The 24,024-nt window shown below is 73.7% G+C and carries 23 protein-coding genes and 3 tRNA genes; 13 read left to right on the forward strand and 13 right to left on the reverse strand.

The genetic code is table 11. The features are described 5' to 3' along the window. The first annotated feature begins 55 nt into the window (after positions 1-55). On the forward strand, positions 56-1,132 hold the full coding sequence (gene lplB, locus EV386_RS02065; RefSeq protein ID WP_130411865.1) for a lipoate-protein ligase small subunit: 1,077 nt from the start codon (positions 56-58) through the stop codon (positions 1,130-1,132). Between the two features lie 37 nt (positions 1,133-1,169). Here the strand turns inward: lplB and EV386_RS02070 are convergent, their stop codons facing one another. After that, a complete protein-coding gene (locus EV386_RS02070; protein WP_130411867.1) occupies positions 1,170-1,919 on the reverse strand; it encodes a YggS family pyridoxal phosphate-dependent enzyme in 750 nt (249 codons plus the stop codon). An 88-nt stretch (positions 1,920-2,007) separates the two neighbouring features. Between EV386_RS02070 and EV386_RS02075 the strand changes: the two genes are divergently transcribed. Then, positions 2,008-2,379 carry a YccF domain-containing protein gene (locus EV386_RS02075; RefSeq protein WP_130411869.1) on the forward strand — a complete coding sequence of 124 codons (372 nt, stop codon included), beginning with the start codon at positions 2,008-2,010 and terminating at the stop codon, positions 2,377-2,379. Here the strand turns inward: EV386_RS02075 and ybaK are convergent. Then, positions 2,376-2,870 (reverse strand): Cys-tRNA(Pro) deacylase, encoded by a 495-nt coding sequence (gene ybaK / locus EV386_RS02080; RefSeq protein WP_207216448.1) that lies wholly within the window; start codon positions 2,868-2,870, stop codon positions 2,376-2,378. The two genes, EV386_RS02075 and ybaK, sit on opposite strands and share 4 nt — an antisense overlap. A gap of 67 nt (positions 2,871-2,937) precedes the next feature. Here ybaK and EV386_RS02085 point away from each other — a divergent pair, with 67 nt between their 5' ends. Further along, a complete protein-coding gene (locus EV386_RS02085) occupies positions 2,938-3,693 on the forward strand; it encodes a sulfite exporter TauE/SafE family protein (protein WP_130411873.1) in 756 nt (251 codons plus the stop codon). Positions 3,694-3,726: 33 nt separating this feature from the next. Here the strand turns inward: EV386_RS02085 and EV386_RS02090 are convergent, their stop codons facing one another. The 4 genes from EV386_RS02090 to EV386_RS02105 form a co-directional block, all read right to left on the reverse strand. Further along, positions 3,727-5,205 (reverse strand): DUF2809 domain-containing protein, encoded by a 1,479-nt coding sequence (locus tag EV386_RS02090; protein WP_130411875.1) that lies wholly within the window; start codon positions 5,203-5,205, stop codon positions 3,727-3,729. Further along, positions 5,205-7,898 carry a DEAD/DEAH box helicase gene (locus tag EV386_RS02095; RefSeq protein ID WP_130411877.1) on the reverse strand — a complete coding sequence of 898 codons (2,694 nt, stop codon included), beginning with the start codon at positions 7,896-7,898 and terminating at the stop codon, positions 5,205-5,207. Before EV386_RS02095 ends, EV386_RS02090 begins: the two co-directional genes overlap by 1 nt. A gap of 28 nt (positions 7,899-7,926) precedes the next feature. Next, the gene (locus tag EV386_RS02100; RefSeq protein WP_242607795.1) at positions 7,927-8,868 is read right to left on the reverse strand and encodes a 3-methyladenine DNA glycosylase; all 942 of its coding nucleotides are present in this window, start codon (positions 8,866-8,868) and stop codon (positions 7,927-7,929) included. Positions 8,869-8,935: 67 nt separating this feature from the next. Continuing rightward, positions 8,936-10,051: an FAD-dependent monooxygenase gene (locus EV386_RS02105; protein WP_130411879.1), complete on the reverse strand. Its 1,116-nt coding sequence runs from the start codon at positions 10,049-10,051 to the stop codon at positions 8,936-8,938. A 110-nt stretch (positions 10,052-10,161) separates the two neighbouring features. Between EV386_RS02105 and EV386_RS02110 the strand changes: the two genes are divergently transcribed. From EV386_RS02110 to EV386_RS02135, 5 genes are all read left to right on the forward strand, one after another. Next, positions 10,162-11,088 carry a methyltransferase domain-containing protein gene (locus tag EV386_RS02110; RefSeq protein WP_423218953.1) on the forward strand — a complete coding sequence of 309 codons (927 nt, stop codon included), beginning with the start codon at positions 10,162-10,164 and terminating at the stop codon, positions 11,086-11,088. Between the two features lie 91 nt (positions 11,089-11,179). Continuing rightward, entirely contained in the window at positions 11,180-11,986 is an 807-nt protein-coding gene (locus EV386_RS02115) for a fumarylacetoacetate hydrolase family protein (protein ID WP_130411881.1), read from the forward strand. A gap of 478 nt (positions 11,987-12,464) precedes the next feature. Continuing rightward, complete coding sequence (locus tag EV386_RS02120; RefSeq protein ID WP_130411883.1) at positions 12,465-13,139, forward strand: hypothetical protein; 675 nt, start codon at positions 12,465-12,467, stop codon at positions 13,137-13,139. Positions 13,140-13,317: 178 nt separating this feature from the next. Further along, on the forward strand, positions 13,318-14,766 hold the full coding sequence (gene gltX, locus EV386_RS02130) for a glutamate--tRNA ligase (protein WP_130411887.1): 1,449 nt from the start codon (positions 13,318-13,320) through the stop codon (positions 14,764-14,766). Beyond that, the gene (locus EV386_RS02135) at positions 14,759-15,556 is read left to right on the forward strand and encodes an HAD family hydrolase (RefSeq protein ID WP_130411889.1); all 798 of its coding nucleotides are present in this window, start codon (positions 14,759-14,761) and stop codon (positions 15,554-15,556) included. Before gltX ends, EV386_RS02135 begins: the two co-directional genes overlap by 8 nt. A gap of 93 nt (positions 15,557-15,649) precedes the next feature. Here EV386_RS02135 and EV386_RS02140 read toward each other — a convergent pair whose 3' ends face one another. Further along, complete coding sequence (locus EV386_RS02140; protein WP_242607796.1) at positions 15,650-16,477, reverse strand: class I SAM-dependent methyltransferase; 828 nt, start codon at positions 16,475-16,477, stop codon at positions 15,650-15,652. A gap of 96 nt (positions 16,478-16,573) precedes the next feature. Here EV386_RS02140 and EV386_RS02145 point away from each other — a divergent pair. The 3 genes from EV386_RS02145 (at position 16,574) to EV386_RS02155 (ending at position 16,913) form a co-directional block, all read left to right on the forward strand. Further along, positions 16,574-16,645: transfer RNA gene (locus EV386_RS02145), tRNA-Gln, on the forward strand. A gap of 81 nt (positions 16,646-16,726) precedes the next feature. Next, positions 16,727-16,799, forward strand: a tRNA-Glu gene (locus EV386_RS02150). Positions 16,800-16,840: 41 nt separating this feature from the next. Then, positions 16,841-16,913: transfer RNA gene (locus tag EV386_RS02155), tRNA-Glu, on the forward strand. 108 nt (positions 16,914-17,021) lie between these two features. Here the strand turns inward: EV386_RS02155 and EV386_RS02160 are convergent. The 3 genes from EV386_RS02160 to EV386_RS02165 form a co-directional block, all read right to left on the reverse strand. Further along, a complete protein-coding gene (locus EV386_RS02160) occupies positions 17,022-17,756 on the reverse strand; it encodes a PH domain-containing protein (protein ID WP_207216449.1) in 735 nt (244 codons plus the stop codon). Positions 17,757-17,772: 16 nt separating this feature from the next. After that, positions 17,773-17,940, reverse strand: coding sequence for a hypothetical protein (locus EV386_RS18175; RefSeq protein ID WP_165399807.1), 168 nt, complete (start codon positions 17,938-17,940; stop codon positions 17,773-17,775). Positions 17,941-18,021: 81 nt separating this feature from the next. Next, a complete protein-coding gene (locus tag EV386_RS02165) occupies positions 18,022-18,741 on the reverse strand; it encodes an IclR family transcriptional regulator (RefSeq protein ID WP_130411891.1) in 720 nt (239 codons plus the stop codon). An 83-nt stretch (positions 18,742-18,824) separates the two neighbouring features. Between EV386_RS02165 and leuC the strand changes: the two genes are divergently transcribed. Beyond that, positions 18,825-20,300 (forward strand): 3-isopropylmalate dehydratase large subunit, encoded by a 1,476-nt coding sequence (gene leuC, locus EV386_RS02170; RefSeq protein ID WP_130411893.1) that lies wholly within the window; start codon positions 18,825-18,827, stop codon positions 20,298-20,300. Between the two features lie 59 nt (positions 20,301-20,359). Continuing rightward, a complete protein-coding gene (gene leuD / locus EV386_RS02175) occupies positions 20,360-21,001 on the forward strand; it encodes a 3-isopropylmalate dehydratase small subunit (RefSeq protein WP_130411895.1) in 642 nt (213 codons plus the stop codon). Positions 21,002-21,126: 125 nt separating this feature from the next. On the opposite strand, the gene EV386_RS02180 is transcribed toward leuD, so the two are convergent. From EV386_RS02180 to EV386_RS02190, 3 genes are all read right to left on the reverse strand, one after another. Further along, entirely contained in the window at positions 21,127-21,516 is a 390-nt protein-coding gene (locus tag EV386_RS02180; RefSeq protein WP_130411897.1) for a GntR family transcriptional regulator, read from the reverse strand. Continuing rightward, the gene (locus tag EV386_RS02185) at positions 21,513-22,469 is read right to left on the reverse strand and encodes a hypothetical protein (protein ID WP_130411899.1); all 957 of its coding nucleotides are present in this window, start codon (positions 22,467-22,469) and stop codon (positions 21,513-21,515) included. Before EV386_RS02185 ends, EV386_RS02180 begins: the two co-directional genes overlap by 4 nt. 106 nt (positions 22,470-22,575) lie before the next feature. After that, positions 22,576-23,958 (reverse strand): MFS transporter, encoded by a 1,383-nt coding sequence (locus tag EV386_RS02190; protein ID WP_130411901.1) that lies wholly within the window; start codon positions 23,956-23,958, stop codon positions 22,576-22,578. Between the last annotated feature and the right edge of the window lie 66 nt (positions 23,959-24,024).

A 24,024-nucleotide genomic window follows, 5' to 3' on the forward strand; every position in this document is an offset into this window, starting at 1 on the left:
CGCGCGACGAGGGCCATGCGCCCCACCACGGCGCCGGGGGATCTACGGTGGTCCCGTGCGTGGTGAGTACAAGGTCCCGGGCGGCAAGTTGGTCGCCGTCGAAGTTGATGTGACGGACGGCCGTCTGGCCAACACCCGCCTGTCGGGCGACTTCTTCCTCGAGCCCGACGACGCCCTCGAGGTCATCGACCGGGCGCTCGACGGGCTCGCGGCCGACACGCCCACCAGCGCGATCGCCGAGGCGGTCGAGCGCGCGCTGGCCGAGGCCGAGGCGAGCGGCGCCCTCGTCGGGCCGGTCGCGCTGGTCGGATTCGACGCGTGGGGCGTGGCCGTCGCCGTGCGCCGCGCGCTCGGGCACGCGACCACGTGGGACGACCACGTCTTCGAGGTGCTGCGCCCCGGACCGCTTCCGCCGCGCACGCTCGCGGCGCTCGACCAGGTGCTCACCGAGGAGCTCGCCGAGGGGCTGCGCGGACCGACCTTGCGGTTCTGGGACTGGGACGAGCGCGCGGTGTTCATCGGCTCGTTCCAGTCGCTCGCCAACGAGCTCGACGCCGAGGGTGTCGCCAAGCACGACGTGACGGTGGTGCGCCGCATCTCGGGCGGTGGCGCCATGTTCATGGAGGCCGGCAACTGCGTCACGTTCTCGCTCGTGGTGCCCGCCTCGCTCGTGGACGGGCTCTCGTTCGAGCAGTCGTACGCGTTCCTCGACGCGTGGGTGCTGGGTGCGCTCGCGAGCATCGGCGTCGAGGCGTTCTTCTCCGGCATGAACGACGTCGCCTCGGCAGCCGGCAAGCTCGCCGGCTCCGCGCAGAAGCGCCTCGCGGGCGGCGCGGTGCTGCACCACATGACGATGGCCTACGACATCGACTCCGACAAGATGCTCGAAGTGCTGCGCATCGGCCGCGAGAAGCTCTCGGACAAGGGCACGCGCAGCGCGAACAAGCGGGTCGACCCGCTGCGCTCGCAGACGGGCATGACGCGCGAGGCGATCGTGGACGCGTTCGAGGCGTACTTCAAGGGCCAGTACCGCACGGTCGACTCCGCGCTGCGCCCCGACGAGCTCGACCGCGCGCGTGGGCTCGTCGAGACGAAGTTCGCGACGCCGGAGTGGATCGCGCGGGTGCCCTGACCGAGCGTGCCCTGACCGGGCGCGAGCGGCGAGACGGTCAGCGGGGGCCGAAGACCGCCGTGCCGACGCGCACGATGGTCGCGCCCTGCGCGACCGCCAGCTCCAGGTCGCCCGTCATCCCCATCGACAGCTCGCGCGCCTGGGCCGTGCCAGGGGCGCCGCTCGCGACGACGTCGTCGCGGATCGCCCGCAGCCGAGCGAATCCGGCGCTGACGAGCGCGGCGTCGTCGGACCGGGCGCCGATCGTCATCAGGCCCGTCAGCCGCAGCCCGGCGAGTGCGGCGACCTCGCACGCGAGGTGGGGGGCCTCGTGGGGGCCGACGCCGGCCTTGGTGGGCTCGCCCGACACGTTGACCTGGACCATCACATCGAGCACGCGCCCGTCACGCTCGCAGCGCGAGGCCAGCGCCGCCGCGAGTGCGAGTGAGTCCACCGTCTGCACGCACGACGCCGTGGCGAGCGCCGCGTTGACCTTGTTGCGCTGCAGGTGGCCGATGAGGTGGGTCTCGACGCGCCCGTCGGCGACGAGCCCGGCGAGCGCGGGGGCCTTCGCGGTGAGCTCCTGAACCCGGTTCTCGCCCAGCAGCACAGGCCGTTCGCCGTCCCACGCCGCCTCGACCGCGGCGAGCACGGTCGCGGCGTCCTGCGTCTTGGTCGCGAGCAGCACCCGGACCCCGCGCGGGTCGCGCCCCGCGGCGCGGGCCGCGTCGGCCACGCGCGCCCGGACGGCGTCGATGCGTGCGCGCAACGCGACGATCGGGACATTCCCGGTCAGGGGGGAGGGCATGGCGACAGTCTAGGCGGGCCGGATCAGGGGGCTTCTCAGGGACATCCTTGATGTGCGCGGCGCCACGCCGGGAGACGATGGAGGCGCTATGAGGACTCTCCTGAACCTGATCTGGCTGGTGTTCGCCGGCTTCTGGCTCGCGGTCGCCTACGCGATCGCGGGTGTGCTCCTGCTGGTGCCGATCGTGACCATCCCGTTCGCCATCGCGTCGTTCCGCATCGGGGCCTACGCGCTGTGGCCCTTCGGGCGCACCGTCATCGACCACCCGAGCGCCGGCGTCGGCAGCGCGCTGGGCAACATCCTGTGGATCCTGCTCGCCGGCTGGTGGCTCGCGCTCGCGCACCTGTGCACGGCGATCCCGCTGTTCGTCTCGATCATCGGCATCCCGATGGGCTGGGCCAACCTCAAGCTCATCCCGGTCTCGCTCATGCCGCTCGGCAAGGTGATCGTGCGCGCCTAGCGCGCGATCGCGGCGAGCGCCCCGCCCGTCAGCGCGAGCAGGTCGCCCGGCGCCAGCCCCACGTCGAGCCCGCGGCGACCGCCGGAGACGTAGACGACGTCGAACCCCTGCGCCGAGGCGTCGACCACCGTGGGGTGGCGGTGCCGCTGGCCCAACGGCGAGATGCCGCCCACGACATAGCCCGTCGCGCGCTCGGCCACCGCGGGCGGCGCCATCGCCGCGCGCTTGCCGCCGACAGCGCGGGCAAGCGCCTTGAGGTCGAGCTGGCGGTCCACGGGCACGACGCCCACCACGAGCCGCCCGTCGACGTCGGCCACCAGCGTCTTGAACACCTGTGCCGGCTCGACGCCCATCGCCACGGCCGCCTCCAGACCGTAGCCGAGCGCCGAGACGGGGTCGTGCTCGTAGGCGCGCACCGTGTGGGGCGCTGCGGCCCGCTCCAGCGCGACGATGGCGGGCGTGCCGCCGGCCCGCGCGTTCCTCTTCGCCACCCGGGGAGTGTACGGGCGCACGCCGCGCTCGGAGCGGGGCGAGGACGCCGCCGGTAGGGTGGCACGCGTGCTCGCCGCCCTCGTCGTCGCGATCCTGGTCGGCGGAGTCCTGCAGCGCGTCACGGGCCTCGGGTTCGCCATGGTCGCCGGACCGTTCGTCGTGCTGCTGCTCGGCCCGCACCAGGGTGTGCTGGTCGTCAACCTCATGGGGGCCACGAGCGCGCTGCTCATCCTCGTGCGCGTGCTGCGTGACGTCGACTGGCGCCGCTTCGCCGTCATGGCGCCCGCGTCGCTGTGCACCACGATCCCCGGCGCCTGGCTGCTGCGCGACGCGTCGAGTGCGTCGCTCGAGGTCACCGTCGGGGTCGTCGTCATCGTGGGGCTGACCGTCTCGCTGCTCGCCCACCGGCTGCGCGGCGAGCGACGGCTGTGGCGCCCCGAGGCGCTGTGGCCCGCCGCGGTCGGCGCGTCGCTCGCCGGGGCGGGCAGCGTCGCGGCGGGCATCGGCGGCCCGCCACTGGCGGCGTACTCGGTGCTCGACCGCTGGGACCCGCGCGTGTTCGCCGCGACGCTCCAGCCCTTCTTCGTGGTCAACGCCCTGGGCGCCGCCGGCGCCAAGCTGACGCTCACCGACGCGAGCCTGCCGCCGCTCGCGTGGTGGGCGTGGGCGGCGCTCGCGGCCGCCGTTGTCGCCGCGTTCGTCGCCGGCGACGTCGTCGCCCGCCACGTCTCGCGCGCGCTGATGCGCCGCGCCCTGGTGGTGCTCGCCTACGCGGGCGGCCTGGCGACGGCGCTGCGGGGGCTCGGGCTGGCGCCCGGGTAGCGCGCCGGGCGCCCGTGCCCGGGCGCGGCCGGGTCAGTACGTCGTCGGCGTGAGCACCGACTGCCAGTGCCACGGCTCGGGCAGGCGCCCGGTCGGCTCGGCCCAGTCGGGGTGCGTCCACCCGTACGTCCCGGCGTTCGCGGCGAGCCACGCGTACTCGGCGCTGCCCGGCTGCGAGATGCCGTCGATGTCGACGGCGGTGCCCAGCCCGTGGTTCGAGCAGCCGGGGGGAGCGGCGAGCGGGTTCGGGTTCGCCGGGTTGTACACCGCGACCTGGTCCGCATAGGTGCGATACGCCGAGTTGATGGCCAGATGGCGCCCGAACCGGGCGTGGAACGCCGCGTCGAGCTGCTCGAAGCCCGGAAGCACGTCGGCGCGCAGCCGGAACGAGGGCGCCCAGGGGATCGGCGCGAGCTGTGCGTCGTCGAGCCGTCCGGCCTCGGGGAACCACACCTGGTCGGGCTCGGGGCAGGTCACCGCGTCCTGCGCGGTCAGCAGCGCGATGGTCGCGTCGCCGACGTCGTGGCTCGCCGCCGTCAGATCACCGGTCGCGCGCTCGACGTCGGCCGGGTCGCTCGCGGCGGCCAAGCGGTCGTCGGAGGCCTCGGCGCTCGCGGCGGCCGCCGCGTCGAGCGCGCTCGCCAGCGTGGCGCGCACCGCCGGGTCGGCGCCGAGGCCGTCGGTCGCGGCGAGCACCGTCGCGCCACGCTCGGCCATCGGGCCCAGCGCGTCGCGGGCCGTGGCCGCCACCGTGCGCCCCTGCGCCAGACGTGAGGCCGTGACGGCGGCGACGTCCGCGGCGACACGCTCGCCCGCGCGTGGCGCGTCGCCGGGGCGTCGGTCGATCAGCGGCGTGCCGGCCAAGACCGCCTCGGCGTCATCGATCGCCGCGGCCAGGGTGGTGCGCGTGCTGTCGTCGGCGACGCGGCCCTCGGCGTCGGCGAGCGCCTGCCGCGCCGAGACCAGGGCGGGACGCAGGTCGTCGGCCTCGGCGCCGACGCGCCAGGCCAGCGCGCCGCCGCCCGCGGCGAGCGGCACGACGACGGCGAGCACGCCCGCCAGGACGCGCCCGGGCCGCGGCCGCACGGCGCCGGTATGGCGGATCGTCACGGGCGCAGCCCGCCGCACGGCACGCGCGACGGCCACGAGCGTCGCACCGAGCAGGGCGCCGACGGCGTACCAGGCCAGGTCGCTCGCCACGAACGTCGTGCCCAGCGCGTACCGGGCGATGGGCAGGCGCGCCACCACGGCCGCCGGCACACCGGTCAGCTGGAGGGCCTCGACCGCAGCGGAGACGGCGAACCCGGTGACGCCCGCCCGCAGCGGCGTCACGCGCGCCCACACCAGGGCCACCAGGAGAGCGACGAGTGTCGCGTAGAGCGCATCGCCCGCCGGGCCCGCGACGGCGGCGGGCAGCGCGGCGCGCGAGGCGAGCGCGGCCAGGACGACGACGACCGCGAGCGCCGCCGTCGTCGGACGGCTCGCGCGCTCGCGCGGCGCGGTGCGGCGCATCAGCCGATCGTCCCGACGTCGAGCACGGTCAGCACCACGGCCCCGGCCTCGTCGCTCGCCGCGAGGTCGACGCTTGCGGTCACCGCCCAGTCGTGGTTGCCGTCGAGGTCGTCGAGCACCTGACGCACCCACCACGTGCCCGGCTCGACGCGACCGCCGTGGGGCAGCGGCGCGCCCGGCTCGAGCATGGTCAGCAGGCTCGCCGCGCGGGCGGGCGCGTCGACGCCGATCGCGTCGTCTCCCTGCTCGACGAACAGCGCGTCGAGAGCGTCCTCCCACGCCGCGGCGTCCCACCCCGACGTCCCCGACGCCGCGCCGAGGGCCGGGTAGTCCTCACGCGCCGCGAGCTCGACCAGGCGGAAGAGCGCGTTGCGCACCAGACGCCGGAACGCGCGCGGGTTGCCGGTGACGGGCCGGGCCGGCGGCTCGGCGTCCTCGGGCTCGCGCAGCGACGTGGCCACGTCGTCGTCGGTCGGGTTGGCCAGCCGCTCCCACTCGTCGAGCAGCGACGAGTCGGTGCCGCGCACCACCTCGCCCAGCCACTCGACGATCTCGGCGACCTCCTCGGTGCGGTGCTCGTCGGGCACCACCTGGCGCAGCGCGCGGTAGGCGTCGGCCAGGTAGCGCAGCGCCACGCCCTCGGTGCGCTCGAGCTGGTACCGGCTGATCAGCTCCGCGAACGTCATGGCGCGCTCGACCATGTCGCGCACCACCGACTTGGGGGAGAGCTCGGCGTCGGCGACCCACGGGTTGGTCTGCTTGTAGACGGCGAACGCGGGCTCGAGCACGTCGGCGAGCGGGCGCGGCCAGGTGACGTCCTCGAGCAGCGCCATGCGCTCCTCGTACTCGACGCCGTCGGCCTTCATGGCGGCGACGGCCTCGCCGCGCGCGGCGTTCTGCTGCCCGTACAGGATCTGGCGCGGGTCGTCGAGCGTCGCCTCGATGACCGAGACGACGTCGAGGGCGTGCGTCGGTGACTCGACGTCGAGCAGGTCCATGGCCGCCAGCGCGAACGGCGACAGCGTCTGGTTGAGCGCGAAGTCGCGCGGCACGTCGAGGGTGAGGCGGACGCTGGGGCGCCAGCCCTCGGGGCGCGTGGCGTCCGGGACCCGCACCCGCTCGACGACGCCCGCCTGACGCAGCGACCGGTAGATTCGGAACACTTGGCGCACGTGGCCGGCCTTGGCGCCCTCGGCGTCATGGTTGGCCGTGAGCAGGTGGCGCATGGCGTCGACCGGGTCGGTCGTGGCGGCCTCGCCCGGCGCGGGCTCCGGGTGGGCCGTGCGCGTGCGCGCCAGCACGTTGAGCACCATGGCGTGCGACACGCGGAACTGGCTGGCCAGCGGCTCCGGGTCGGCGTCGCGCAGACGCTCGAACGTCGCGTCGGTCCAGTTGACGGACCCCGCCGGGGCCTTCTTGCGGACGATCTTCTTGAGCTTCTTCGGGTCGTCGCCCGCCTTGGCCAGGGCGCGGCGGTTCTCGATGACGTGCTCGGGCGCCATGACCAGCACCTCGCCGACGGTGTCGAACCCGGCGCGGCCCGCGCGGCCCGCGATCTGGTGGAACTCGCGCGCGGTCAGGTGGCGCATGCGCTCGCCGTCGAACTTGACCAGGCCGGTCATGAGCACGGTGCGGATGGGCACGTTGATGCCCACACCGAGGGTGTCGGTGCCGGCCACGACCTTGAGCAGGCCCTTTTGCGTCAAGCGCTCCACGAGCCGCCGGTACTTGGGCAGCATGCCCGCGTGGTGGACCCCGACGCCGTGGCGCACGAGCCGCGACAGCGTCTTGCCGAACCCGGAGCCGAACCGGAACGCGCCGATCTCGTCCGCGATCTGCGCCTTCTCCGCCTTGGACGCCACGTTCATCGACAGCAGCGACTGCGCGCGCTCGACGGCGTCCTTCTGGGTGAAGTGCACGACGTACACGGGCGCGCGATGCGTGGTGACGAGCTCCTCGATGACCTCGGTGAGCGGCTCGACGACGTAGGCGAACGTGAGCGGCACGGGCCGCTCGGCGCCCGAGACCTCCGCGACCGGGCGGCCCGTGCGCTCGCTCAGGTCCTCACGCAGCCGGGTCGTGTCGCCCAATGTGGCCGACATGAGCACGAACTGTGTGCGCGGCAGCTCGAGCAGCGGCGCCTGCCACGCCCAGCCGCGCTGCGGGTCGCCGTAGTAGTGGAACTCGTCCATGACGACCTGGTCGATGCGGTCGGGGTCGTCCACGTCGCCGGCGCCGCGGCGCAGCGCGAGGTTGGCGAGGATCTCGGCGGTGCAGCAGATGATCGGCGCGTCGGCGTTGACGGCGGAGTCGCCCGTCATCATGCCCACGTTCTTCGACCCGAACGCGGCCACCAGGTCGAAGAACTTCTCGCTGACCAGCGCCTTGAGCGGCGCCGTGTAGTAGGTGCGCCCGCCCGCGCCGGCCCGGTGCGCCGCGAGCGCGGCGAACTGCGCGCCCATCGCCACGAGTGACTTGCCGGAGCCGGTCGGCGTCGCGAGCACCACGTGCGAGCCCGTCATGACCTCCAGGAGCGCCTCCTCCTGGTGCGGGTACAGCGGCCGTCCGCCGTCGGCGGCCCACTGCGCGTACGCCTCGAACAAGGTGTCGGCGTCGGGCGCCCTCCCGGTGGGCGGCGGCAGGTACGGGATCACGGTGCCCGCCGGGCGCGGGGAGGGGGGAGTGGACGTCATGGTGCGGCTATTGTCCCGCACGCTCGCGCTACGTCGTCGGCGTCGCGCCGAGCAGGGCTTCGCACACGGCCAGCAGTCGCTGGCGCAGCGCCTGACCTCGACGGGCGAAGTCGCGTTGACGGCGCACATACTCGGCCTTGCCCGCCGGCGTCTCGATCGCCACGGGCGCCAGGCCGTAGGCCGAGACGTCATACGGCGAGGCCTGCATGTCGGTGTACCGCACGTCGCGCGCCAGCTCGAACGCGTCGAGCAGCAGGTCGCCGGGTACGGCGGGGCCGAGCTTGAGCGCCCACTTGTAGCAGTCCATGGTCGCGTGCAGGCAGCCCGGCTGCTCAAGCGCCGCCTGTGTGGCCCGCGTGGGCCGCAGCGTGTTGAGGGAGCGCGCCTCGGGTGCGAAGAACCGGAACGCGTCGATGTGCGAGCACACGATGCGGTGCCCCTCGACGACGGCGTCGGTCCCGGCGGCGCCGAGCCGCAGGGGCAGCGGGTGGCGGTGATCGCGCCCGGTGGCGCCGTCGCGGTAGACCATCGCCCACTCGTGCAGCCCGAAGCATCCGAACGTGCCCGCTCGCTCGGCCGTCGCCGTCAGGAACGACCGCAGCCACCGCACGGTGTCGCCGCGCTCGGCGAGGAACGCCGCGACGTCGAGCGTGACGCCCACGGTGACGGTGACGGACTCGGTGGCGGCGCCGGCGACGGGGCCGGCCAGCGGCACGGCCGTGTGCCATCGCCAGCGCAGGCGCTCGTCGTCGGCGCCGACGGGCAGGACGGCGCCGACCCCGGGGTGCCAGCGCCGCAGCACGCCGAGCCGCGTCGGGTAGTAGGTGAACAGGAAGTCCTCGATCGCGTGCCTGCGACCGGCCTCGTGGGCCGCGCGCCAGACGGCGGTCAGCGCGTCGGCGCGCTGCGCGTGCGCCGCGGCGGCCTCGCGCCACGTGGCGGGCAGGGCGGTCTCGACGAGGGCGGGCACCGCTCCAGGGTAGGGCCGTGTCGGCGGGCGCGTGCGCGCTCACTCCGGCGCCCCGGACACCGTGACCTCAGGCGCGGCGCCCGAGCCGCGTGAGGGTTCCCACGCCGGCGAGCGCGCCGTCGCGCACGCGTCCGCCGACGCCCTCGGCGAGCGAGAGCCGGCCGACCACCAGCGAACCCCAGGTCACGGCGCTCGCCACCGGGCGTCGTCGTCGGTCGTAGGAGCGCAGCGCCGCCGCGACGCCGCGTGGGTCCGCCGCGTCGAGCAGGCGCACCAGCGCGCCAGCGTCGACGATCGCCTGGTTCGCGCCCTGGCCCAGGTGCGGTGTCATGGCGTGCGCGGCGTCGCCGACCAACGCCACGCGCCCGCGCACGTACGTCGTCAAACCCCTCGCCAACTCGACGGCGTCGGCGCGCACGACCCCCCGCGCGTCGGTCGCCTCGATGACGGCGCGGATCGGCGCGTGCCAGTCACCGAAGCGGACGAGCGCGTCCTTGCGCGCGTCCGCGGTGGTCACATTCGACGGCGCGTGGGCGGCGCCGAACCAGTAGGCGTGCCCGCCGAGCAGCGGCACGAGCCCGACCACGGCCCCGCGCCCCCACGTCTCGCTCACCCGCCCGCGCAAGTCGAACGGCTCATCGGTCACTCCGCGCCACGTCGTCCACCCCGCGTAGCGCAGCCCAGGGTCGAGGCCCAACGCCGCGCGCGCGGGCGAGCGGGCGCCGTCGGCGGCGAGCACCACGTCGTAGGCGTGCTCCCGCCCGTCGACGACGACGATCGGCTCACCCGAGGGCGAGACCGCCGCGTCCACCCCCAGCCGGACCGGCCCGGCCTGCGCGCCGAGCGCCGCGTGCAGCGCCGGTCGGGTCAGCGCGAGCAGGTTGACGCGCCGCCCGGACACGCGCAGGACGACGGCGCCGTCGGGCCGCAGGAGAGCGCCCTGCGCCACGTCACGCCGGGCGAGGGCGTCGCCCAGCACGGCCTCGGCCAGGCCGAGGCGTCGCAGCGCGCCAACGGCGTTGGGCGCGATCGAGATCCCAGCGCCCACCGACATGAGCCGGGGCGCGCGCTCGAACACCTCGACGTCGTGGCCACGACGTCGCAGCCCACCGGCCAGCGCGAGCCCCGCGATCCCGGCCCCGACGATCCCGACGCGCAGCGGCCGTGCCGTGAACGACTCCATGGCCGGAGGCTACGGCGTTAGACCCGGGCGCCGCAGAAGATGGCGGAACGTGACGTCCGCACCGTGGGACCCCGGGCGAGCCGCGCCCCCCTGATGGATAGCGTGGTGCCATGACCGAGCAGACCTGGCGCCCCGTCGACGGCGCCGAGCGGACCCCCGAGCCCCCCGCGGGCGCCGACTTGACCGACGCGATCGAGGCGCCGAGCTCGCACCACACCGTGCCGAGCAAGGAGTCGGAGTCCTACACGCACGGTCACCACGAGTCGGTGCTGCGCGCCCACCGCGCGCGCACGGCCCAGAACTCGGCCGGGTTCCTGCTTCCGCACCTGCGCGACGACCTGAGCCTGCTCGACGTCGGTTGCGGACCGGGCACGGTCACCGTCGATCTGGCCCGCGTGCTCGCGGGCGGCGAGGTCGTCGGCGTCGACGCCGCGCCCCAGGTGCTCGACGCAGCGCGCGAGCACGCCGCCGCCGTCGGCTACCAGAACGTGCGCTTCGAGGAGGCCAACGCCTACGAGCTGCCGTTCGAGGACGACACCTTCGACGTCGTCTACGCCCACCAGCTCCTGCAGCACCTGTCCGACCCGGTCGCCGCGCTGCGCGAGATGCGCCGTGTCGCCAAGCCCGGCGGGCTCGTCGCGGTGCGCGACGCCGACTACGCCGCGATGGCCTGGTACCCCGAGTCCGCGGGACTGACCGAGTGGAACACGCTCTACCACGAGGTCACGCACGCCTACGGCTTCGAGCCCGACGCCGGTCGCCGCCTGTTCGCGTGGGTGCAGCAGGCTGGGTTCGAGCCCGCGCAGATCGTGCCGAGCGCGTCGTCGTGGTGCTACGCCACGCCGACCGACCGCCAGTGGTGGGGCCAGGTGTGGGCCGAGCGCTGCGTCGCGTCCAACTTCGCCGTCCAGGCGCAGGAGTCCGGCCTGGCCGACGACGTCGCACTTGAGCAGCTCGCGCAGGACTGGCTCGCGTGGGCGCAGGCGCCCGACGGCTGGTTCGCCATCCTGCACGGCGAGGTCCTCGCGCGGGTCTGACGCGCGGGTTCGCGTGCCCACACGGCGCCGCGGCGAGCCGGCCGGGAGCTCGGTCGAGCCTGGGGCGAGCCCGGCGTCGTAGGCTCACGCCGTGCGCATCGCGAGATTCACCACCGGAGACGACCCCCGCTTCGCCCTCGTCCAGCAGGAGGGCGACCGCACCTTCCTCGCCGTCCTGGGCGGCGACCCGCTCTACATGCCCGCCATGCCGACGGGCGAGCGCATCGAGCTGGGCGACCCCGAGTCGGGCTCGGGCACGCCCGGCGTGCGCCTGCTCGCGCCGGTGATTCCGCGCTCCAAGGTGGTGTGCGTCGGCAAGAACTACGCCGACCACGCGGCCGAGATGGGCGGCGAGGTCCCGACGACGCCGCTGCTGTTCCTCAAGCCCAACACCGCCGTCGTGGGGCCGGACGACCCGGTGGTGCTGCCCGAGTGGACGCAGGAGGTCTCCTACGAGGCCGAGCTCGCCGTCGTCATCTCCAAGGTGTGCAAGGACGTGACACCCGAGTCGGCGCTGTCGTACGTGCTGGGCTACACCGTGGCCAACGACGTGACCGCGCGCGACGCGCAGCGCACGGACGGGCAGTGGGCGCGCGCCAAGGGCTTCGACACCTCGCTGCCGCTCGGCCCATGGATCGACACCGACCTGGACCCCGAGGACGTGGCGGTGCGCTCGCGCGTCAACGGCGAGCTCAAGCAGGACGGGCGCACGAGCGACATGGTGTTCGACGTGCCGTTCCTGGTCTCCTACATCTCGGAGGCGATGACGCTGCTGCCGGGGGACGTGATCCTCACGGGCACGCCCGCGGGCGTCGGCCTGGTCGACCACGGCGACCGCATGGAGGTTGAGGTCGAGGGCCTCGGCGCGATGAGCAACCCGGTGTTCCGCCGACGCTGACCCGCCGCGAGCCGCACCCCCGACCCGTCTGGTCGTCGGTTCGAGGTCTGGACGTCACGTTGATCCGACGACCAGACCTCGAACCAACGACCAGACGCGTGCCCGGGCGGTTTCCACAGGGGCACGGGCGGGCGAGGGCGGGTGGGGCATGCTGCCGGGGTGGTCAGCACCCGGATCCTGCTCGCGCGCAACGAGGAGCCGAACGGTCTGCGCCGCGCCTTGGCGAGCGGCCACGTCGTGCGCATCCGGCGCGGCGCCTACGCGCCCGTCGACGCCGATGGCGACCCGTCACCTGCGGACCCCGGACGAGCAGGGGCGACCACCAGCGGGGCCGGGGGCCACGGAGCCCGCGGAAGCGAGGCGGGCGCGAGCGCTCGATCATGCGTACGCCGTCAACGCGCAACTGAGCGCACCGCGGGTCTTCTCACACGCGACCGCCGCGCTGATCTGGCGGTTGCGGCTGTGGACCCCTCCCGCGGTGACCCACCTGCGGCAGCAGTCCAAACCCGGAGGTCAGCGCGCGGGCGACGTCGTGCGCCACGTCGGTCTGCCTGAGTCATATGGCGTCATCGACGGGTTGCCGGTCACGTCACTGGAGCAGACGGTGCTCGACTGCGCGCTCACGATGCCGCCGCTCGACGCCCTCGTCATCGCCGACGCGGCGCTGGCGCACGGGCTGCGCCTCGAGGCGACACGCGACCTCCTCGCCCGTGTGCGCAAGCCGAACGGTAAGGCGCGGGCCGCGCTGGTCCTCGATCTGGCGGGCGGTGGGTCGCAGTCGGCGTGGGAGACGTGGCTGCGCTATCTCGCGGCGCGCCTCGGGCTCCCGCGACCCGTGCTCCAGTTCCCTGTGCGCACGCACCTGGGCGTCTACCGCGTCGACCTGGCCTGGCCCGAACACCCGGTCCTCGCGGAGTTCGACGGACAGGTCAAGTACACGGACGGCGCGTTTGGGCAGGACTACAGCGGCCGCCGAGCGCTCGTGGAGGAGAAGCGCCGCGAGGACGCGATCGCCGAGGCGCTCGGCGTGCGCCCGATCCGCTTCATGGCCGCCGACGCGCGCGACCCGGACGCCGTCGCGCGGCGCTTGCTCGCGCGGTTCCCGCCCGACGTGCGCGCGGCCGCGCGCGTCGACCGCCGCCTCCCACTGTGAGCGCCGCCGCGCCGACCCTCCGCCCGGCCGCGGCGCCGGTCTGGTCGTCGGTTCGCGGTCCGGTCGTCAGATCAACGCGACGTCCAGACCTCGAACCGACGACCAGACCCGCCGCGGCCCTGGTGTGCGGGGCGCAGGCTGGGCAGGGTGCGTGGGGGCGGGCAATTAGGCTGGTGCCGTGACTCTTCCTGCCGCCGGCTCCTGCGACGTCCGCGTTCGTTTCGCCCCCTCGCCCACGGGCATGTTCCACGTCGGTGGAGCCCGCTCGGCGCTGTTCAACTGGGCCGTGGCCAAGCACACGGGTGGTGTGTTCGTGCTGCGCATCGAGGACACCGACGCCGCGCGCAACAAGCCCGAGTGGACCGAGGGCATCCTCTCGGCGATGGCGTCGCTGGGCATGCACGCCGACGACCCGACGTTCGAGGGCCCGTACTTCCAGTCGAAGAACGTCGCGCTGCACACGCAGGCGGCGGCCCGGCTGTTCGCCGCCGGCCGCGCCTACTACTGCGACTGCACGCGCGACGCCGTCGCCGCCCGCACGGGCAACGCGCAGACCGGGTACGACGGCTTCTGCCGCGACCGCGCCCTGGCCTACGAGCCGGGCCGTGCGCTGCGCTTCCGCACGCCCGACGAGGGTGAGACCCACGTGGTCGACCTGATCCGCGGCAACCCGACGTTCCCGAACGCCGCGATCGAGGACTTCGTCGTGGCCCGCGGAGACGGCTCGCCGGTGTTCCTGCTCGCCAACGTGGTCGACGACCTGGACGAGGGCATCACCCATGTGATCCGCGGTGAGGAGCACCTGCCCAACACGCCCAAGCAGCAGTTGCTGTGGGAGGCGCTCGGGGCGACGCCGCCCACGTGGGCGCACCTGCCGGTCATTGTCAACGAGCGTCGACAGAAGCTGTCCAAGCGCCGCGACAAGGTGGCGCTCGAGGACTACCTGGCCGACGGCATCCTGCCCGAGGCGATGGTCAACTACCTCATGCTGCTGGGCTGGGCGCCGGGCAACGACGAGGAGATCCTGCCGTTCGATACGCTCGTCGAGCGTTTCGACATCGCCGATGTCAACTCGTCCTCGGCGTTCTTCGACGTCAAGAAGCTGACCGCCTTCAACGGTGAGTACATCCGCGCGATGTCGCCCGAGGCGTTCGCGGTCGCCGTCGGCCCGTGGCTGCGCGCGCCGCACGCGCCGTGGAGCGAAGAGCAGTTCGACGCCGCCGCGTTCGCCGCGGTCGCGCCGCTCGCGCAGACGCGCGTGGCCACGCTGAGCGAGATCACGGCCAACGTCGACTTCCTGTTCCTTGACACCCCGGTCGATGACGCGCAGTCGTGGGCGAAGGCCATGAAGGACCCGGCGCGTGCGCTGCTGCCCGATGCCCGTGCGGCGCTGGCCGCGCTCGAGCCGTGGGCGGCCGAGCCGCTCAAGGAGGCGGTGACGGCCGTCGGTGAGCGGCACGGGCTCAAGCTCGGTAAGGCGCAGGCGCCGGTGCGCGTCGCGGTGACGGGCCGCACGATCGGCCTCCCGCTGTTCGAGTCGCTCCAGGTGCTGGGCCGTGAGCGGACGCTCGCGCGGATCGACGCGGCGATCGCGCGCCTCGACCGCGAGGCGCCCGCCGGTGCCTGAGCCGGTCGCGGCAGGTCCGGCGGTCACGACCGGTCCGGCGACCGATCCGGCGGTCGAGCCTGTCGAGGCCATTGTCGACGCCGTCCTGTTCGACATCGACGACACCCTCGTCGACACGCGGGGCGCGTTCGCCGAGGCGGTCGCCGCCGTGCGCCGCGCGTTCCTGCCGCACGTGCCCGCCACACGCGAGCCGGAACTGCTGGCCATGTGGCGCGACGACCTCGGCGGGCACTACCGCGCGTACACGCGCGGCGAGCTGGGCTTCGACGAGCAGCGACGCCTGCGTGCGGACGAGCTGCACGTGGCGTTCGGCGGTCCGCGCGTCGACGAGGCGGCCTACCCCGGCTGGCTCGCGGTCTTCTGGGGCGCCTTCGAGCGCGCCTGGGCCGCACACGACGACGTCGCCGCCGCGCTCAGTGCCCTGCGCCAGGCGGGCGTGCGCGTCGGGAGCGTGACCAACGCGCGTGTCACCCTGCAGGAGTCGAAGCTGACCGCGGCCGGGATCGCGGGTGTGCCCGTCCTGGTCGGGGTCGACACCTTGGGCTTCGGCAAGCCGCGTCCCGAGGTATTCCATGAGGGGTGCCGGCTGCTGGGCAGCGACCCGGCGCGCACGGCGTACGTCGGTGACGAGCCCGACGTCGACGCCCGAGGGGCCACCGACGCCGGGCTCGTGGGCGTCTGGCTCGACCGCCCGGGTGTGCGGCGGGGCGGTGTGGACCATGCGGTGGGCGCCGGCGTGCGTCGCATCGGCGGGCTCGACGAGCTCGCGACGGTGCTCGGGATCGGCTGAGCGAGGGCGCGGGGGGTTTCGACGGGCTCAACCACCCGGGTGGGCGCGGGCGGTTTCGACGGGCTCAACCAGCGGGCGCGGCGGGGGCGGTGGTCAGCGGCGGCGGGCGACGTAGGCGCTGGTGACGTAGGGGAGGGCGACGGTCTCGCGTCCGGCCAGGTCGGGATGCGTGGCCACCAGGTCGTCGACCGCCGCGAGCAGCGCGTCGCGTTCGGCCTCAGGCAGCGTCAGCAGGTAGCTGCGTGACGCCGCCAGCGGCCGCAGCGAGGCGGTCGCGACGTCGTCGGACCACGCGAAGGTCCGGCGCTCGAGCGGCCCGAACGTGGCGCCGAGCACCGGGGCGCGCTGCTCGGGCGTCGGTTCGAGCCGGTCGCCGCGATGCAGGATCTGGCCGAAGCGCGCGACCCAGTCGCGCGTGTCGTCGCGGTCGTTCCATACGACACCGAGCGTTCCGCCCGGCCGCAAAACTCGGGCGATCTGCGTGGCGGCCGCGGCCTCGTCGAACCAGTGCCACGCCTGGCCGACGACGACGGCGTCGACGCTCGCGTCGTCGAGCGGGATGGCCTCGGCCGCGGCGAGGTGCGCCTCGACGCCGGGCAGGGCGTCGGTGAGGCGGCTCAGCATGGGCTCGGACGGCTCGACGGCGACGACGTCGAGCCCGCGCGCGACGAGCGAGGCGGTGAGCTTGCCAGTGCCGGCGGCGAGGTCGAGCACGCGGCGGGCGCCTGTCGGGACCAGGTAGTCGACGGCCGCGGCAGGGTAGTTCGGGCGGACGGCGGCGTACAGGTCGGCGCCGAGTGAGAACGAGGCGGCGCGCGTGGCGTGGTCGTGGGGGTTGGGCACAGGGGCGTGGGTCACGGCGTCGATCTTGCCCGCAGGCGCGCCCGCGCACACGCCGCGCAGGGAGGTGACGTAGGACACCAGCCCGCTGGCCGACCTCGTTTTGGTGGACAGCCCTGCGTCGGGTAATGTTCTCGGCTGTTGGCCCGGTGCGGAATCGCGGGGCTGATACCACCATGGGGTATGGTGTAATTGGCAGCACGAGTGATTCTGGTTCACTTAGTCTAGGTTCGAGTCCTGGTACCCCAGCGCAGCATCCTCGTCTGGTCACCGGCGCCGCCGGAGTCGGGTAGGATTCTCCGGCAGCCGGTCAACGACCGGCAGTCACAGGCCCCCATCGTCTAGCGGCCTAGGACGCCGCCCTCTCACGGCGGTAACGCGGGTTCAAATCCCGCTGGGGGTACGCACCGCTCATGCGGCAGGTCCGCGCGAGCGGAGTCACAGGCCCCCATCGTCTAGCGGCCTAGGACGTCGCCCTCTCACGGCGGTAACGCGGGTTCAAATCCCGCTGGGGGTACACGGTGTGAAGGCCCGGTCCATCTGGACCGGGCCTTCGTCGTCGCGGTGAGGAGTCGGAGCGCCGTCCCCGCCTCCAGGAGAGCTGGTGCACCGGCGGGCTGCGGCGTCAGCGAGGCGGGTGCGGGTCGTACGGGCGCGGGCGCTGCGACTCCTGCGGGCGATCCCATCGGGGCGTCGGGTGCGGCTGCGCAGGCGGCGTCGCCCCGGCCACCGGGATCGGCTGCGTCGTCGGGCGTCGCGCCTCACGGGCCTCGCGCCCGGGCACGATGACGGGCGGACGCGCCGTCGACCCGTCCGCCGGGGAGGCCGGGCGGTCCGTCCGGCCAGCCTGCGGGCGGAAGATCTCGGCGCACAGCGCGCGGTAGGTCGCGTCCGGGTGCGGGACGTAGTCGATCTGGCGCAGCGCCTGCTCCTGGCCCGCCGACTCCATGACGAAGCGCCCGTAGCCCAGCACCTGACCCAGCGGGGTGCGCGTGTAGCCCATGTCGGTGACCTTGGTCAGCGGCATCATCGCCACCTTGTGGATCACCAGGCCGTAGAGCAGCAGCAGGCGCTTGTCGGTCGAGACGAACCACTCGTGGCGCCACTCCAGCCAGCGGAAGGCGAGCCAGCCCAGCACCACGAGCCAGGGGAGCCAGAGCCACTCCAGCACGCCCTGCGCCGTCGGCGGACTGGCGGCCAGGATCACGGCCACCAGGAGGAACGCCCCCACTGTGCTCGCGGCGGGCTTGAGCAGCACCGCCCAGTGGCGGCGTGTGGCCAGGACGACGCGCTCGGTGGGCAGCACGTAGCGCCGCAGGTCGTGGTTCTGACGGGTGGTGATCTCCGGCGTCGGGGGCACGTCGGTCTCCGCGGCCTCAGGCCAGGAGGTTGCCGAAGAACTGCCCGATGCTCTTGAACGCGTTGACGATCACGTCGACGAGCGCGCGGACGATCTCGGCGGACCGGTCGGGGCTCTTCACGATCGCGTAGATCAGGAAGATCACGACGAGCCAGATCAGGAAGGTCTTGGCCTTGGCCGGCATCGGGTCCTCACGCGGGGTCGGCGACGGTGCGGCGGTCGCACCATCTGTGCAGCGTAATGAGGCGCGCGGTCTGCGCGTGGCTCATTCTCCGGCGCGGCGCAGCACCTCGGTGAGGCGGTTCGCGGCGGCGACGACGGCGGCCGAGTGCAGTCGCCCAGGCTGGCGGGTCAGGCGCTCGACGGGGCCCGACACCGAGACGGCGGCCACGACCTTGCCCGACGGGCCGCGCACGGGCGCCGAGACGCTCGCGACGCCGAGCTCGCGCTCGGACACGGACTGCGCCCACCCGCGCCGACGCACGCCGGACAGGATCGTTGCGGTGAAGACGGCGTCGCGCAGGCCGCGGTGCAGGCGGTCGGGCTCCTCCCAGGCCAGCAGGATCTGGGCGGCCGACCCGGCGTGCATCGTGAGGGTCGCGCCGACGGGGATCGAGTCGCGCAGGCCGACGGGCCGCTCGGCGGCGGCGACGCACACGCGGTGGTCACCCTGGCGCCGGTACAGCTGGGCGCTCTCGCCCGTGTGGTCGCGCAGCGCGATCAGCACCGGGTTGGCGGCCGCCAGGAGGCGGTCCTCCCCGGCGGCCGTGGCCAGCTCGTTCAGGCGTGGGCCGAGGATGAATCGCCCCTGCATGTCCCGGGCCACCAGGCGGTGGTGCTCGAGCGCCACCGCGAGGCGGTGCGCGGTCGGTCGCGCGAGGCCCGTCGAGGCCACGAGCTGGGCCAATGTGGCCGGACCCGACTCCAGAGCGCCGAGTACGGACGCGGCCTTGTCAAGTACGCCGACTCCGCTAGTATCGTCCATAAGGCGATATTGCCGTCTCGGCACGTGAGATTGCAAGTTTGGCGCACCATGGTCCCTGTCACAGGGACGAGGAGGGAACGACGATGGCCGGCACGCTGGCGGAGAAGGTCTGGCAGGCGCACCTGGTGCGCCATGGCGCGAACGGAGAGCCCGACCTGCTCTACATCGACCTCCACCTGCTGCACGAGGTCACGAGCCCGCAGGCGTTCGAGGGCCTGCGCCTGGCCGGGCGCCCGGTCCGCCGTCCGGACCTGACGATCGCGACCGAGGACCACAACACCCCGACGCTCGACATCGACCTGCCGATCGCGGACCTGACCAGCCGCACGCAGATCGACCAGCTGCGCAAGAACGTGCGCGAGTTCGGCGTCCGCATCCACTCGCTGGGCGACGCCGACCAGGGCATCGTCCACCAGGTGGGACCGCAGCTCGGCCTGACGATGCCGGGCCTGACCGTGGTGTGCGGCGACTCGCACACCTCGACGCACGGCGCGTTCGGCGCGCTCGCGTTCGGCATCGGCACGTCCGAGGTCGAGCACGTGCTGGCCACCCAGACGCTGCCGCTGGCGCCGTTCAAGACCATGGCCATCACCGTTGACGGCGACCTGCCGCCCGGGGCGACGTCGAAGGACATCGTCCTGGCGATCATCGCCAAGATCGGCACCGGCGGCGGGCAGGGCTACGTGCTCGAGTACCGCGGCGAGGCCATCCGCAGGCTCTCCATGGAGGCCCGGATGACCATCTGCAACATGTCGATCGAGGCCGGCGCGCGCGCCGGGATGATCGCGCCCGACGAGACCACCTTCGAGTACCTCAAGGGCCGCCCGCACGCCCCCGAGGGCGCCGACTGGGACGCCGCCGTCGAGTACTGGCGGACGCTGCGGTCCGACGACGACGCGACGTTCGACGCCGAGGTCGTGCTGCACGCCGCCGACCTCGAGCCGTTCGTCACGTGGGGCACCAACCCGGGCCAGGGCCTGCCGCTGTCGGCCAACGTGCCGGTCCCGGCCGAGATCGCCGACGCCAACGAGCGCGTCGCCGCCGAGCGCGCGCTGGAGTACATGGGCCTCGAGCCCGGCATCCCGCTGCGCGAGGTCAAGGTCGACACGGTGTTCATCGGCTCGTGCACCAACGGCCGCATCGAGGACCTGCGCTCGGTCGCCAAGGTGCTGCGGGGCCGTCGCAAGGCCGAGAGCGTGCGCGTGCTCGTGGTCCCGGCGTCGGCGCGGGTGCGCCTTCAGGCCGAGGCCGAGGGGCTCGACGTCATCTTCAAGGAGTTCGGCGCCGAGTGGCGCAACGCCGGGTGCTCGATGTGCCTGGGCATGAACCCCGACCAGCTCGCGCCGGGGGAGCGCTCGGCGTCGACGTCGAACCGCAACTTCGAGGGGCGTCAGGGCAAGGGCGGGCGCACGCACCTGGTCTCGCCGCTCGTGGCGGCGGCCACCGCCGTGCGCGGCACGCTGTCCTCGCTCGCCGACCTGGACCTGCCCGACGACGTCGACCTGACGTCGTTCGACGGCACGCCCCTGGCCCCGCTGGCCGTCCCCTCGCTCGTCTGACCCCACACGCCCTCGGTGGTCGCGCCAGCCGGGACCACCCGCACGGAAAGAGTCCGCACATGGAGAAGTTCACCGTCCACACGGGCGTCGGGGTGCCCCTGCGCCGCAGCAACGTCGACACCGACCAGATCATCCCGGCCGTCTACCTCAAGCGCATCACGCGCACCGGGTTCGAGGACGCGCTGTTCGCCGCGTGGCGCGGCGACCCCTCGTTCGTGCTCAACCAGGACGCCTACAAGACCGGCTCGGTGCTGGTCGCCGGCCCCGACTTCGGCACCGGGTCCTCGCGCGAGCACGCCGTGTGGGCGCTGAAGGACTACGGATTCCGCGTCGTGCTGGCCCCGCGGTTCGCCGACATCTTCCGCGGCAACTCGGGCAAGCAGGGCCTGGTGGCCGGGGTGGTCGCACAGGAGGACATCGAGCTCCTGTGGAAGATCCTCGAGACCAAGCCGGGCACCGAGGTGACGGTCGACCTCGAGCACCGCACCGCGCACGCCGACGACGTCACCGTGCCGTTCCAGATCGACGACTACACGCGCTGGCGGCTCATGGAGGGCCTCGACGACATCGGGCTCACTCTGCAGCACGCCGACGAGATCTCCGCGTTCGAGGCCAAGCGTGAGGCGTGGCGGCCCAAGACGCTGCCGGCCAAGCACCTGCCGTCGGTGCCGATCGAGCCAGCGCGGCCCGTCCAGGTCTGACGCGTCCGCGTGGTCTCGACAGGCTCGACCACCGCTGGTTGAGCCTGTCGGAACCAGCGCCCCGCCGCTGGTTGAGCCTGTCGAAACCAGCGCCTCACCGCTGGTTGAGCCTGTCGAAACCCGTGTCAGCGCTCCGCGAGCGATCCCCGCACGACGTCGATCAGCACCTCGTCGGGCACGCCGGCCGTTCGCGCGGCCTCCACGAGGGCGCGCGCCCGGGCGACGACGTCGGCGGGCGGGCGTGGCGCTCGGCCGCCCGAGGCGGTGGCGCCCGCGCCTGCGGCCACGACGGTGCCCGTCCGGCGCCGGGACTCGACGACGCCGCCCGCCTCCAGCTCCTTGTAGGCGCGCTGCACCGTGCCGACGGCGACGCCCAGGTCGCGGGCCAGGTCGCGCGAGGCGGGCAGCCGGTCCCCGGGCGCGAGCGTCCCCACCGCGACGGCGGCCGTCACCTGCGCGCGGATCTGCTCGTAGACGGGGACGGGCGACCGGAGCGCCACCACGATCTCGGTCATGCGAGCACCCTTCCGCCCGTCGGGCGGTCGGCGGCCTGGACCCGTCGTGACCCGACCGCGAGCAGCGCGACAACCGCCGAGACGAGCGCCACCACCACCCCGGCCACGATGATCGTGACGCCGATCGCGGTGAGCAGGTCGTCCTCGACGAGCCGCCCGTCCACCTCGAAGCCGCGGCCTCGGGCCGCGATCGCATGGCCCGCGAACCACGCCGTGCCCGCGACGGCGAGCCCGAGGCACAGCTGGACCCCCGCGAGCAGGCGGTCGCACGAGGTGCGGCGGACTGCGTCGTCGTGGGCTGCGGGGACGCCCGCGAGCGGGCGTCGGCGCGTGATCGCGGTCAGGGCGAGCCACGTCGCGACTGCGACCAACGCGAGCCCCACCAGCATCGGGGCGCCGTAGGGCCACCCCGGATACGGCCCATTGGCGCCGCTGACGACACCTGCGTCGGGCAGCGTGACGGGCCGGGACGTGAAGGCGCGGCCCGTGGAGTCGGCGGTCACGCCGGTCACGACCAGTCCGACGGCCAGGAGCGCGCCGGTGAGGACTACCCCGGTGAGGCGCGCGCCTGCGAGCGAGCGGGGGGAGCGGCGGGTGAGCGGCGCCGTGCGGACCGCGCCGCGCGGCCGCGGCCAGGTGAGCTCACCGAGGCCTCGCACGAGGGCGAAGACGACGGCGATGGCCAGCGGCGTGAGCGCCTGGATGACGCCTGGCGCCGGCGCCCACGCGGGCCAGCGCACGGGCTGGGCGAGCAGCACGAACGCGACGGCGACGGCGGCGACGCCGGCGAGGGTGGAGACGAGGAGCTCGTGGCGGCGCGCGGTGCGGGCGGGCGCCCCGCCGCCGTCGTCGGGCGCGCGCTGGGAGACCAGCCAGAGGATCACCCCGATGAGCGCGACAGGGCCTGCGACGGCGATGAGACCGGGGATGATCGCGACGAGGAAGAGGGACACGCCGACCTCCGGAGAGCAGAATGTGTAATGACTCAATTCATTGTGGCATTGAGTGCCGCGTCCGTCCAGGGGCGCCGTCGGGGCGCCCGACGGCGCCCCGACGGGGTCAGGCGCGCGCGGCCGTGGTCGCGCGCGCCTGCGCTGCGGGGTGCTCCTCCTGTTCGGGCCAGTCGGCGAACTCGACGCCACCGCGGCGTCCCGGCGCGGTCTCGGGCAGCAGGACGAGCGCCACGATCGAGCAGGCGATCAGAGCCATGGCGTAGGCGGCGACCCAGCCGAATCCGCCGTCGGACACGACGAGCAGCGCGGTGCCGACCACCGTGAACGGTCCCGAGGCGACCATGGCGCCGAACTGCCAGACGACGGACACGCCCGAGTAGCGAGACGTCGAGTCGAAAAGCTCGGGGAAGTACGACGCCTGTGGCGCGTACGTCCCCGCGTGGCCGAACGCGAGGCCCGCGGTCAGGAACGCGGCCATGACCCAGAAGTTCTCTGTCTGGACGGCCAGGAAGCCGGGGATGACGAGCAGGAAGTTGAGGATGGCGAGCGCGAGCATGACGGGGCGTCGGCCCACGGTGTCGGTGAGCCGGCCCCACAGGGGCAGCATGATCAGCTCGGCGACGATGCCGACGATCACGGCCTTGAGGATGACCTGGTCGTCGACGTCGTTGAACGTGGCGTAGGCGACCAGGAACGCCGTGTAGAACGGGAAGACGGCCGCCTCGACGAACTTGGCGAAGAACCCTCCGACGAGGACGCGGCGCTGGGTGCGCAGCAGGTGCGTGAGCGGCGACCCCGACTCGGAGCGGCGGGCGCGGGCCGCCTTGAACGTGGCCGACTCGTCGATCTGCGAGCGGATCCACAGGCCGATGACCACGACCAGCGCGGACAGCAGGAACGGCACACGCCAGCCCCAACTCAGGAACTGGTCCTCGGAGAGCGCGCCTTCGAGGGTCGCGAACAGGACGGTCGGCACCAGGTAGGCGGCGGGCGAGCCCAACTGCACGAGGGACGCGTAGAAACCGCGCCGTCGCTGCGGCGCCGCCTCGGCGGTCAGCAACACGGCGCCGCCCTGCTCTCCGCCGACGCCGAAGCCCTGCACGAGGCGGACCGCCACGAGGAGGACGGCGGCCCAGATCCCGATCTGGTCGTAGGTCGGCATGAGCCCGACGGCGAACGTGCCCAGCCCGGTCAGCAGGAGCGTGAACACCAGGGCGCGCTTGCGGCCCAGCTTGTCGCCGACATGGCCCCAGACGAGGCCGCCGAGCGGGCGTGCGAAGAACCCGACGGCGTAGGTCGAGAACGCCGCGAGCGTGCCGACCACCGGGTCGACCTCGGGGAAGAAGATCTTGCCGAAGACGAGCGCGGAGGCCGTCCCGTAGATGAAGAAGTCGTAGTACTCGGCGATCGTGCCCACCACGGAGGCGGCGACCGTCCGGCGCAGGTCGCGGGGCGAGATCTCCTGCGGGGTGACGTCATTGACACTCATGGCGGACAGAATGCAAACGTTTGCGCTTCGGTGTCAAGAGGTTCCCGCGGTGTGGACGGCTACGCC

The sequence above is a fragment of the Xylanimonas ulmi genome, assembly GCF_004216535.1.
Taxonomy (GTDB): domain Bacteria; phylum Actinomycetota; class Actinomycetes; order Actinomycetales; family Cellulomonadaceae; genus Xylanimonas; species Xylanimonas ulmi.

Bases quoted from the DNA above. Each gene is read 5' to 3' on its own strand.
- leuD (WP_130411895.1), top strand. From the start codon at position 20,360: ATGGAGAAGTTCACCGTCCACACGGGCGTCGGGGTGCCCCTGCGCCGC.
- EV386_RS02190 (WP_130411901.1), bottom strand. From the start codon at position 23,958: ATGAGTGTCAATGACGTCACCCCGCAGGAGATCTCGCCCCGCGACCTG.
- EV386_RS02110 (WP_423218953.1), top strand. From the start codon at position 10,162: ATGACCGAGCAGACCTGGCGCCCCGTCGACGGCGCCGAGCGGACCCCC.
- EV386_RS02075 (WP_130411869.1), top strand. From the start codon at position 2,008: ATGAGGACTCTCCTGAACCTGATCTGGCTGGTGTTCGCCGGCTTCTGG.
- leuC (WP_130411893.1), top strand. From the start codon at position 18,825: ATGGCCGGCACGCTGGCGGAGAAGGTCTGGCAGGCGCACCTGGTGCGC.
- EV386_RS02095 (WP_130411877.1), bottom strand. From the start codon at position 7,898: ATGACGTCCACTCCCCCCTCCCCGCGCCCGGCGGGCACCGTGATCCCG.
- EV386_RS02090 (WP_130411875.1), bottom strand. From the start codon at position 5,205: ATGCGCCGCACCGCGCCGCGCGAGCGCGCGAGCCGTCCGACGACGGCG.
- EV386_RS02165 (WP_130411891.1), bottom strand. From the start codon at position 18,741: ATGGACGATACTAGCGGAGTCGGCGTACTTGACAAGGCCGCGTCCGTA.
- EV386_RS02180 (WP_130411897.1), bottom strand. From the start codon at position 21,516: ATGACCGAGATCGTGGTGGCGCTCCGGTCGCCCGTCCCCGTCTACGAG.
- EV386_RS18175 (WP_165399807.1), bottom strand. From the start codon at position 17,940: ATGCCGGCCAAGGCCAAGACCTTCCTGATCTGGCTCGTCGTGATCTTC.
- EV386_RS02105 (WP_130411879.1), bottom strand. From the start codon at position 10,051: ATGGAGTCGTTCACGGCACGGCCGCTGCGCGTCGGGATCGTCGGGGCC.
- EV386_RS02070 (WP_130411867.1), bottom strand. From the start codon at position 1,919: ATGCCCTCCCCCCTGACCGGGAATGTCCCGATCGTCGCGTTGCGCGCA.